The organism is Streptomyces sp. NPDC060028, assembly GCF_042736725.1.
Lineage (GTDB): Bacteria > Actinomycetota > Actinomycetes > Streptomycetales > Streptomycetaceae > Streptomyces.
Map to the genome: position 1 here is coordinate 20386 of NZ_JBHWVJ010000087.1, position 10470 is coordinate 30855.

7 protein-coding genes and 1 riboswitch are annotated in these 10470 nt (G+C 74.7%); of the genes, 4 read left to right on the plus strand and 3 right to left on the minus strand.

The features are described 5' to 3' along the window. Positions 1–4 precede the first annotated feature (4 nt). The 3 genes from cbiE to ACFWBF_RS30905 are packed head-to-tail and all read left to right on the plus strand — an operon-like array spanning position 5 to position 2854. Positions 5–1294: a precorrin-6y C5,15-methyltransferase (decarboxylating) subunit CbiE gene (cbiE, locus tag ACFWBF_RS30895; protein WP_385607686.1), complete on the plus strand. Its 1290-nt coding sequence runs from the start codon at positions 5–7 to the stop codon at positions 1292–1294. After that, positions 1291–2040 carry a precorrin-4 C(11)-methyltransferase gene (cobM, locus tag ACFWBF_RS30900; RefSeq protein ID WP_385607688.1) on the plus strand — a complete coding sequence of 250 codons (750 nt, stop codon included), beginning with the start codon at positions 1291–1293 and terminating at the stop codon, positions 2038–2040. The genes cbiE and cobM overlap by 4 nt, the downstream gene beginning before the upstream one ends. Beyond that, positions 2030–2854, plus strand: coding sequence for a cobalt-precorrin-6A reductase (locus ACFWBF_RS30905; RefSeq protein WP_385607690.1), 825 nt, complete (start codon positions 2030–2032; stop codon positions 2852–2854). The genes cobM and ACFWBF_RS30905 overlap by 11 nt, the downstream gene beginning before the upstream one ends. Here ACFWBF_RS30905 and ACFWBF_RS30910 read toward each other — a convergent pair. From ACFWBF_RS30910 to ACFWBF_RS30920, 3 genes are read right to left on the minus strand one after another with little or no spacing between them, the layout of a single operon-like run. Continuing rightward, positions 2845–4332, minus strand: coding sequence for a precorrin-2 C(20)-methyltransferase (locus ACFWBF_RS30910; RefSeq protein ID WP_385607692.1), 1488 nt, complete (start codon positions 4330–4332; stop codon positions 2845–2847). The genes ACFWBF_RS30905 and ACFWBF_RS30910 overlap by 10 nt on opposite strands. Next, positions 4329–4976: a precorrin-8X methylmutase gene (locus tag ACFWBF_RS30915; RefSeq protein ID WP_385607694.1), complete on the minus strand. Its 648-nt coding sequence runs from the start codon at positions 4974–4976 to the stop codon at positions 4329–4331. The genes ACFWBF_RS30910 and ACFWBF_RS30915 overlap by 4 nt, the downstream gene beginning before the upstream one ends. Beyond that, on the minus strand, positions 4973–6181 hold the full coding sequence (locus tag ACFWBF_RS30920; RefSeq protein ID WP_385607696.1) for a cobalamin biosynthesis protein CobG: 1209 nt from the start codon (positions 6179–6181) through the stop codon (positions 4973–4975). The genes ACFWBF_RS30915 and ACFWBF_RS30920 overlap by 4 nt, the downstream gene beginning before the upstream one ends. A gap of 219 nt (positions 6182–6400) precedes the next feature. Next, positions 6401–6479, plus strand: a riboswitch (cobalamin riboswitch). A 53-nt stretch (positions 6480–6532) separates the two neighbouring features. Here ACFWBF_RS30920 and cobN point away from each other — a divergent pair. Continuing rightward, entirely contained in the window at positions 6533–10144 is a 3612-nt protein-coding gene (gene cobN, locus ACFWBF_RS30925) for a cobaltochelatase subunit CobN (RefSeq protein WP_385607697.1), read from the plus strand. Positions 10145–10470 lie beyond the last annotated feature (326 nt).

The following is a 10470-nucleotide window of genomic DNA, read 5'->3' on the forward strand; positions in this document are numbered from 1 at the left end:
CGCAGTGAGCTCCGCACCCCCACCCGTACCCGTCACGGTCGTCGGCCTCGGCGCCGACGGCTGGGCCGGGCTCACCCGCGCCGCACGGGCCGCGCTGTCCGGCGCCGAGGTCCTGATCGGCGGGCCCCGCCAGCTGGACCTGCTGCCGTCCGGGGAGTGCGCCGGGGAGCGGGTGGCGTGGCCGAGCCCGCTGCGGCCGGCCGTGCCGAAACTGGCGGCGGAGCACGCGGGGCGCCGGATCGCGGTGCTGGCCAGCGGCGACCCGATGTTCTACGGGATCGGCCGCGCCCTGTCCGAGGAACTCGGGCCGGAGCGCCTTCGGGTGGTGCCGCACCCCTCCTCCGTGTCGTACGCCTGCGCCCGTCTGGGCTGGCCCGTGGAGGACACCGAGGTGGTCACCGTGGTCGGCCGCCCGGTGGCCCGGATCGCGGCCGCGCTGTACGAGGGCCGGCGGGTGCTGGTGCTGAGCGCCGGAGCGGTGACCCCGAACGAGATCGCCGCTCTGCTTCGAGAGCGGGGCTTCGGGCCCAGCCGGATGCGGGTGCTGGAACAGCTCGGCTCCGAGCGCGAGGACGCGTACGAGGGCCACGCACACGACTGGAACCACGCTCCCGGCGACCCGCTGAACGTGGTCGCCGTGGAATGCCGCCGGGACCCCGCCGCCGACGTCCCGCGGCTCGGCGCCACCCCCGGGCTGCCCGACACCGCCTACGAGCACGACGGCCAGCTCACCAAGCGCCACGTCCGCGCCGCGACCCTGTGCGCCCTGGCCCCCGCCCCCGGCGAGCTGCTGTGGGACATCGGCGGCGGCTCCGGCTCCATCGGCATCGAGTGGATGCGGACCCACCCCTCCTGCCGGGCCGTCTCGGTGGAGCGCAACCCCGAGCGGGCCGCGCGGATCACCCGTAACGCGGCGGCGCTCGGCGTCCCCGGGCTGCGCGTGGTCACCGGGCCCGCGCTCGAGGCCCTCGCCGAACTGCCCGCGCCCGACGCGGTGTTCATCGGCGGCGGCCTGACCGCACCGGGCCTGCTCGACGCGGTCTGGGCGGCGCTGCCCGCCGGCTGCCGGCTGGTGGTCAACACCGTCACCCTGGAGTCGGAGGCGGTCCTCGCCGACCGCTACCGGCGCCACGGCGGCGAACTGGTGAAGCTGGCCGTCGCGCACGCCGTGCCCGTCGGCGGTTTCACTGGCTGGCGGCAGGCGATGCCGGTCACCCAGTGGTCGGTCACGAAGCCGAAGCCGACGCAGACGCAGACGCAGACGCAGACGAACGAGGAGAAGGATCAGACATGACCGTGTACTTCATCGGTGCGGGCCCCGGCGCCGCCGACCTGATCACGGTGCGCGGTGCCCGGACCCTCGCCGCGGCGCCGGTCTGCCTGTACGCGGGCAGCCTCGTGCCGCGCGAACTGCTGGCCGAGTGCCCGCCGGACGCCCGGCTGGTCGACACCTCGCAGCTGAACCTCGACGAGATCATCGCCGAGTGCGTACGGGCCCACGCGGCCGGGCAGGACGTGGCGCGGCTCCACTCCGGCGACCCCTCGATCTTCAGCGCCGTCGCGGAGCAGATGCGGCGGCTCGACGCGGCCGCCGTCCCCTACGAGGTCGTCCCGGGCGTACCGGCCTTCGCCGCGGCGGCGGCGGCGCTGAAGCGGGAGCTGACCGTTCCCACCGTCGGCCAGACCGTCATCCTGACCCGGATCGCCCAGCAGGCCACGCCGATGCCGCCCGGCGAGGACCTCGCCACGCTGGGGCGCAGCGGCGCCCTGCTGGTGCTGCACCTGGCCACCCGCTACGTCGACCGGGTCGTGGACGAGCTGCTGCCGCACTACGGGGCCCAGTGCCCGGTCGCGGTCGTCGCGATGGCCAGCCGCCCCGACGAGCTGATCCTGCGCGGCACGCTGGCCGACATCGCCGCCCAGGTCAAGGAGGCCGGGCTGGTGCGCACCGCCGTCATCCTGGTGGGCCGGACCCTGGGCGCCGAGCAGTTCCGCGACAGCCACCTGTACTCGCCCGAGCGCGACCGGCATGTCTGCTGAAGCGGTCCGCCCGCACGTTCTGATCCTCGGCGGTACCACCGAGGCCCGCCGCCTCGCCGAGGCCCTGACGGACGCCCCGGGCACCCCGGGCACCCCGCCCGCCCCGCCCGCCCCGCCGGGGGCGGCCCGGGTGACGACTTCGCTGGCCGGGCGGGTCGCCGCCCCCGTGCTTCCGCCGGGTGAGACCCGGATCGGCGGTTTCGGCGGACCCGCCGGGCTGGCGGCCTGGGTCCGCGCCCACCGCGTCACCCACCTCGTGGACGCCACCCACCCCTTCGCGGAGCGGATGAGTTTCAACGCGGCCGGGGCTGCGGCGCTCACCGGAGTGCCGCTGCTGGCGCTGCGCCGCCCCGGCTGGGCCCCGGAGCCGGGCGACGACTGGACCTTCACGGACTCGCTGGCCGGGGCGGCCGCCCTGCTGCCGGGCCTCGGCGGCCGGGTGTTCCTGACCACCGGCCGGATGGGCCTGCACACCTTCGCGCACCTCACCGACACCTGGTTCCTGGTGCGTTCGGTGGACCTGCCGGCCGCGCCGGCGCCGCCGCGGCTCGAAGTCCTGCTCGCCCGCGGCCCGTTCACCCTCGACGACGAGCGGGAGCTGCTGGCCCGGCACCGGATCGACGTCGTGGTGACCAAGGACAGCGGCGGCAGCGCCACCGCCCCGAAGCTGACCGCCGCCCGCGAGGCGGGCATCCCGGTCCTGGTCGTACGCCGCCCCCCGGTCCCCGAGGACGTCGCGGAGGCCGGTTCGGTGACGGCGGCCCTGCACTGGCTCGGCGGCGCGTACGCCTCACCCCCACCCGGTCACGGGTAGCGGCGCGGCGTCCAGGTGATCCTCGATCCGTCGGCGCGCTCCGTGACCTGGGTCTGCGAGGACCCGATCAGCAGGATCGTGCGCATGTCCACCTCGGCCGGCTCCAGTTCGGCGAGCGTGACGATGCGCACCGACTGCCCGGGGCCGCCCACGTCGCGCGCGACGACCACCGGGGTCTGCGGCGAACGCAGCTCCAGCAGCAGCTCGCGGGCCTGCGCCACCTGCCAAGTACGGCTGCGCGAGCCCGGGTTGTACAGGGCCAGCACCAGATCGGCCGCGGCGGCCGCGCGCAGCCGCTCCGCGATGACCTCCCAGGGCTTGAGCCGGTCGGAGAGCGAGATGGTGGCGTAGTCGTGGCCGAGCGGGGCGCCGGCCGCGGCGGCCGCCGCGTTGGCGGCGGTCACCCCCGGCAGGACCCGTACGGGCACGTCCTTGTACTCCTCCTGGCCGGCCACCTCCAGGACCGCCGTGGCCATGGCGAAGACCCCGGGGTCGCCGCCGGAGACCACGGCCACGCGCTTGCCGCGCCGGGCCAGGTCGAGGGCGAACTCGGCGCGCTCCGACTCCACCTTGTTGTCCGAGCCGTGCCGGATCTGGCCCGGCTTCACCGGGACCCGGTCCAGGTACGTCGTGTACCCGACCAGCACCTCGGCGTCGGCCAGCACCCGCCGCGTCTGCGGGGTGAGCCAGAGCGGCCCGGCCGGGCCGGTGCCGACGACCGCGACCTCGCCGGGGCCGGACGGCACGCTGCCCGGGTTGCCGATCCGGCTGGGCACGACGGCCACGGCGAAGTACGGGACGCTCTCGGGGTCGACGTCCGCGAGGGAGCCGGTGCGCTCCCCGGCCATGGTGGCCCGCTCGACGTACCGTGCCTCGGCGAGCCGGCCGCTGCCCTCCATCGCCCGCCGCACGGCGGGGAAGGTGCGGCCGAGCTTCATCACGACCGCCGAATCGGTCGCGGCGAGGCGCGCGGTGAGCTCCTCCTCGGGCAGGGTGCCGGGCAGGATCGTCAGCACCTCCTCGCCCTCGACGAGCGGGGTGCCGAGCCGGGCGGCGGCGGCGCTCACGGAGGTCACCCCCGGGATCACCTCGGCCTCGTAACGGCCCGCGAGCCGCTTGTGCATGTGCATGTACGAGCCGTAGAAGAACGGGTCGCCCTCCGCGAGCACGGCGACGGTCCGGCCGGCGTCCAGATGCGCGGCGAGCCGGGCGGCGGAGGCCTCGTAGAACTCCTCCATCGCGCCCTGGTAGCCGCCGGGGTGGTCGGTGGTCTCGGTGGTCACCGGGTAGACCAGCGGTTCCTCGACGTGGTCCGCGCGCAGGTGCTTGGCGGCGATGGAGCGGGCGATCGAGCGGCCGTGGCGGGCGCTGTGGTAGGCGACGACATCGGCTTCGGCGATCACCTCGACCGCGCGCAGGGTCATCAGGGAGGGGTCGCCGGGCCCGAGCCCGACCCCGTAGAGACGTCCGGCGCTCATTCGGCCACGCTCGCGATGGCGTTGACGGCCGCGGCGGCCATGGCGCTGCCGCCGCGCCGGCCGCGGACGATCAAGTGGTCGAGCCCCGAGGGGTGTTCGGCCAGGGCGTCCTTGGACTCGGCGGCGCCGATGAAGCCGACCGGGACGCCGATGACGGCGGCGGGGCGCGGGGCGCCCTCCTCGATCATCTCCAGGAGCCGGAACAGCGCGGTCGGCGCGTTCCCGACGGCGATCACCGAACCCTCCAACAGGCCACGGTCCCGCCAGACTTCGAGGGCGGCGGCGCTGCGCGTGGTACCCATCTTCGCGGCGAGATCGGGCACGGCCGGGTCGGAGAGGGTGCAGATCACCTCGTTGTCGGCGGGCAGCCGCTTGCGGGTGACCCCGCTCGCGACCATCTGCACGTCGCACAGGATCGGCGCACCCGCCTCCAGGGCGGCCCGTGCGCGCAGCACGACGTCGGGGGTGTATCCGAGGTCCCGGGTCAGGTCGGTCATCCCGCAGGCGTGAATCATGCGCACCGCGACCTGGGCGACCGAGGCGGGCAGCCCGGAGAGGTCCGCCTCGGCGCGGATCGTGGCAAAGGACTGGCGGTAGATCGCGGCGCCGTCCTTCTCGTACTCAAACACGGTGTACTCGCTCATTTCTTCACTGCGTCTTCGGACACTCGGGGTCGGCTGCGCGCGTCGGCGACAGCCGCGGCAAGTTCGTTCGGGGGCACGGGGCGCCCGTCGAGCCGGTACCCCTCGGGGGTGGCGACGAGGTCGACCCAGGCGGCGGCGCGCGGATGCCCGCACCGGCGCTCGCACCCGGACCAGTGCACGGCCAGCTGCCCGCGCGCCTGGTGTACGACGGCCCGCGCGTCGGCGCGCACGTCGGACAGGGCCTTGGCGCAACCGGGCCGCCCGGTACAGGCGGTGACGGACTCCCAGGGGCCGTCGGGTGAGGTGACGAGCCCCGCGGGGCGGGCGGCGGTGTCGGTGACGAGGACGCTGCGCCAGGGTGTGACGCGCAGGTCGCCGGGCAGCTCCCGCCATTGGGCGGTGGTGAGCCGGCCGAGGGGGATCAGTACGCAGAGCGCGTCCCCGTGCACCCCGGGAGCGGGCGGGTCCGCGTACGGGCGGGGCGCGTGCGGGACGTACCGCGCGCCGATGCCCCGCCCGATGAGCCGGGTGGTGAACTGCCGGGATTCCAGGGCGTGTTCGTCGGGCAGTTCGGCGATGCGCCAGGCCAGGGTACCGGCGGCGGCCGCGGCGGCCAGGAAGTGCAGGGCCGCCTCCAGCGCGGCCCGCGCGGCGTCGGCGGCGGCCACCTCGGCGGCGTCCGGGGCCGCACCGAGCCGGACCAGCACCCGGCCGTCGGGCCGGCCGAGCAGGGTCACGTCGGGGTCGAGGGCGGCCACGTCCCCGCGCCCGTCGTCGACGGCGAACAGGAACCGGCCGGACAGGGCGGCGGCCCGCGGGTCGGCGCAGAGCGTCGTGTCCAAGGCGCGCACCGCGGCGGGGTCCGCCAGCGGGCTGGCGACGATGTTGCGGATCCGCTCGTGCGAGGGCGCCGGCAGCAGTCCGGCAGCGTCGAGCAGTTCGGCCAGCCCGGGGCCGCAGCCTTCCGCGAGGCCGCGGAGCTGGATGTTGCCGCGCGAGGTGAGTTCCAGGTGCCCGTCGCCGAACCGGTCGGCTGCCAGGGCGAGCGCGGCCGCCTGCGAGGCACCGAGCAGCCCGCCCGGGATCCGCACCCGCGCGAGGAACCCGTCGTCCGCCGCGTGCAGCCGCAGCGCTCCGGGGCAGGCGTCGCCACGATCCCGTATGACGGGTTCGTCCCGCGATGCGGCGGCAGGGGGCTGGGGCATGGCGGCGAGCATACCCACGATTCCCGTCCCCTGACCTGTGTCCATCAACACCCCGGACCAGCGAATCCGGCCTCGCCGGAGTTTGAGGCGCGGGGTCCGGGGCAGAGCCCCGGCAGCGCCGCCGCACACCACGACCCCCGCTGCCGGCCAGGGCGACGGCCACCTAGGATGACCATCGACGGACCGCTCGGCCCGTCGTCGCCGAGGACGGCGACCTGGGAGGAAGCCCGGTGCGATTCCGGCGCGGTCCCGCCACTGTGAACCCCGCGGAGCAACCGGCGGGGTGAGTCAGGAACTCCCGCTGTCCTCACTGCCCGGGGCGCGGAAACCCCGAGGAAGGCCTGCCGCCGCATGATCCTGCTGCTGTCGACGTCCGACACCGATCTGCTCAGCGCTCGCGCCGCCGCGGACGGCCCCGTCCCGTACCGGTTCGCGAACCCCTCCCGCCTTCCCCTCGACGACCTGCCCGGCCTCCTCGACGGGGTGGACCTGGTCGTCGTACGCCTCCTCGGGGGCCTCCGCGCCTGGCAGGACGGCCTCGACCTCCTCCTGGCCCCCGGCCAGACCCGCCCGGTGGTCGTGCTGACCGGCGAACAGGCCCCCGACGCCCAGCTGATGGAGGCCTCCACGGTTCCGATCGGCATCGCTGCCGAGGCGCACGGCTACCTCGCGCACGGCGGCCCGGCCAACCTGGACCAGCTGGCCCGCTTCCTCTCCGACACCGTCCTGCTCACCGGCCACGGCTTCGAGCCGCCCGCCGCCGCCCCCACCTGGGGCCGGCTGGAGCGCACCGCGCAGCGCACCACCGGTCCGCGGATCGCCGTGCTCTACTACCGCGCCCACCAGATGAGCGGCAACACCGCCTTCGTGCACTCCCTGTGCGAGGCCGTCGAGGCCCACGACGCGCAGGCCGTACCGCTCTACGTCTCCTCCCTGCGCACCCCCGAACCGGAGCTGCTGGCCGAGCTGGACGGTGTCGACGCGATCGTCACGACCGTCCTCGCCGCCGGCGGCACCCGTCCCGCGACCGCCTCCGCGGGCGGCGACGACGAGTCCTGGGACGCCGGCGCGCTCGCCGCGCTGGGCGTGCCGATCCTCCAGGCCCTGTGCCTGACGGGCTCGCGCAGCAACTGGGAGGAGAGCGACGAGGGCCTGTCCCCCCTCGACGCCGCCACCCAGGTCGCCGTGCCCGAGTTCGACGGCCGTCTGATCACCGTCCCGTTCTCCTTCAAGGAACTCGACGAGGACGGCCTGCCCGCGTACGTCGCCGACCCCGAGCGGGCCGCCCGGGTCGCGGGCATCGCCGTACGCCACGCCCGGCTGCGGCACATCGAGCGCCGTGACAAGAAGGTCGCGCTGGTCCTCTCCGCATACCCCACCAAGCACTCCCGCATCGGCAACGCGGTGGGTCTCGACACCCCCGCCAGCGCCGTCGAGCTGCTGCGCACCCTCATCGCCGGCGGCTACGACTTCGGTCCCGTCGAGAACATCCCCGGCCTGGTCTCGGGTGACGGCGACGAGCTGATCCGTGCCCTGATCGAGGCCGGCGGCCACGACCAGGACTGGCTCACCGAGGAGCAGCTGGCCCGCAACCCCGTCCGCATCCCGGCCGCGGACTACAAGCGCTGGTTCGCCGAGCTCCCCGCCGAGCTCCGGGGCAGCGTCGAGCAGCACTGGGGCGAGGCCCCGGGCAACATGTTCGTCGACCGCTCCGCCAACCCCGAGGGCGACATCGTGCTCGCGGCCCTGCGCCGCGGGAACCTGCTCATCCTCATCCAGCCGCCGCGCGGCTTCGGCGAGAACCCGATCGCGATCTACCACGACCCGGACCTGCCGCCCTCGCACCACTACCTGGCCGCGTACCGCTGGATCCAGGCGCGCGCCGAGGACGGCGGTTTCGGCGCCGACGCGATGATCCACCTGGGCAAGCACGGCAACCTGGAGTGGCTGCCGGGCAAGAACGCCGGCCTGTCCGCGGCCTGCGCGCCCGACGCCGCGCTCGGCGACCTGCCCCTGATCTACCCCTTCCTCGTCAACGACCCGGGCGAGGGCACCCAGGCCAAGCGCCGGGTGCACGCCACCCTGGTCGACCACCTCGTCCCGCCGATGGCGCGCGCGGAGTCGTACGGCGACATCGCGCGCCTGGAGCAGCACCTGGACGAGTACGCCCAGATCTCGGCGATGGACCCGGCGAAGCTGCCCGCCATCCGCGCGCAGATCTGGACCCTGATCCAGGCCGCGAAGCTCGACCACGACCTGGGTCTGGAGGAGCGCCCGGACGACGAGGGCTTCGACGACTTCCTGCTGCACGTCGACGGCTGGCTGTGCGAGGTCAAGGACGCCCAGATCCGCGACGGCCTGCACGTCCTGGGGGGCGCCCCGACCGGCCCGGCCCGGGTCAACCTGGTCCTCGCCATCCTGCGCGCCCGCCAGATCTGGGGCGGTACGACGGCCCTGCCCGGCCTGCGCGAGGCGCTCGGCCTCGACGAGTCCGCGGCGACCCGTACGACGGCCGACGAGGCCGAGGAGACGGCCCGCGCCCTGGTCCAGGCGATGGAGGACGCCAACTGGGCCCCCGCGGCGGTGGCTTCGGTCGCGGCCGGGTACTCGGCGGACGTGGCCGCGGTACTGGACTTCGCGGCCCGGGAGGTCGTCCCGCGCCTGGCGGGCACGACCGACGAGATCGCCCACGTCGTCAGCGCCCTGGACGGCGCCTTCGTCCCGGCCGGCCCGTCCGGTTCCCCGCTGCGCGGCCTGGTGAACGTCCTGCCGACCGGCCGGAACTTCTACTCCGTCGACCCGAAGGCCGTGCCCTCGCGCCTCGCGTGGGAGACCGGCCAGGCCCTGGCCGACTCGCTGTTGACCCGCTACCGCACGGACAACGGCGAATGGCCCGCCTCCGTCGGCCTGTCCCTGTGGGGCACGAGCGCGATGCGCACCTCGGGCGACGACGTCGCCGAGGCGATGGCGCTGCTCGGCATCCGCCCGGTCTGGGACGAGGCCTCGCGCCGGGTGACCGGCCTGGAGCCGATCCCGCTCGCCGAGCTGGGCCGCCCCCGCATCGACGTGACCCTGCGCATCTCGGGCTTCTTCCGGGACGCCTTCCCGCACGTGATCGGCCTGCTGGACGACGCGGTCCGGCTGGCGGCCTCCCTGGACGAGCCCGCCGCGGAGAACTTCGTACGGGCCCACGCGCAGGCGGACCTGGCCGAGCACGGCGACGAGCGGCGCGCGACCACCCGTATCTTCGGCTCGCGCCCCGGCACGTACGGCGCCGGCATCCTCCAGCTGATCGACTCCCGCGACTGGCGCACGGACGCCGACCTCGCGGAGGTCTACACGGTGTGGGGCGGGTACGCGTACGGCCGCGGCCTGGAGGGCCGGCCGGCCCGCACCGAGATGGAGAGCGCGTACAAGCGCATCACGGTGGCGGCCAAGAACACCGACACCCGCGAGCACGACATCGCGGACTCCGACGACTACTTCCAGTACCACGGCGGCATGGTGGCCACCGTCCGCGCGCTGCGCGGGACGGCCCCGGAGGCGTACATCGGCGACTCCACCCGCCCGGAGACGGTCAAGACGCGCACCCTGGTCGAGGAGACCTCCCGCGTCTTCCGCGCCCGCGTCGTGAACCCGAAGTGGATCGAGGCGATGCGCCGCCACGGGTACAAAGGCGCCTTCGAGCTGGCGGCGACCGTGGACTACCTGTTCGGCTACGACGCCACGACGGGCGTGGTCGCGGACTGGATGTACGACAAGCTGACGGAGACGTACGTCCTGGACCCCGAGAACCGCGCCTTCCTGGAGGAGGCCAACCCCTGGGCCCTGCACGGCATCGCCGAGCGTCTCCTGGAGGCGCAATCGCGCGGCATGTGGGAGAAGCCGGACCCGCAGGTCCTGGAGGCCCTGCGCCAGGTCTACCTGGACACGGAGGGCAACCTCGAGGGCGAAGGGGAGTAGCCGCCCCGCGCTGGGCGCATGTGCCACTACTGCGGCTGTCGTGAGATCCCGCTGGTCGCGGCCATGACGGCCGTCCTCCTCGCCCACTGGAAAGGGCGTGGAGGACGGCCTGTTCCCGGCCTCCCTCACCGCGCTCACGGGCGACGAATGGGACCTTTCCATCGCGGCGTGGCGCAGGGCCCACCCTGGGCGCGACGTCCGTCGTGCGGGGTGACAGAATCTGTCTGGATTGCATCAGTGGTGCCTGAGTTGATAGGTATGCCGAGCATGAGTTCGGCCAGGCTGACGGGGTGAGGGAGGAGTCTGATGAAGTTCGACATGGGGGC

Excerpts from the sequence above, each read along its gene's own strand:
- cobM (WP_385607688.1), top strand. The coding sequence starts at position 1,291 with ATGACCGTGTACTTCATCGGTGCGGGCCCCGGCGCCGCCGACCTGATC.
- ACFWBF_RS30910 (WP_385607692.1), bottom strand. The coding sequence starts at position 4,332 with ATGAGCGCCGGACGTCTCTACGGGGTCGGGCTCGGGCCCGGCGACCCC.
- cobN (WP_385607697.1), top strand. The coding sequence starts at position 6,533 with ATGATCCTGCTGCTGTCGACGTCCGACACCGATCTGCTCAGCGCTCGC.
- ACFWBF_RS30920 (WP_385607696.1), bottom strand. The coding sequence starts at position 6,181 with ATGCCCCAGCCCCCTGCCGCCGCATCGCGGGACGAACCCGTCATACGG.
- ACFWBF_RS30905 (WP_385607690.1), top strand. The coding sequence starts at position 2,030 with ATGTCTGCTGAAGCGGTCCGCCCGCACGTTCTGATCCTCGGCGGTACC.
- ACFWBF_RS30915 (WP_385607694.1), bottom strand. The coding sequence starts at position 4,976 with ATGAGCGAGTACACCGTGTTTGAGTACGAGAAGGACGGCGCCGCGATC.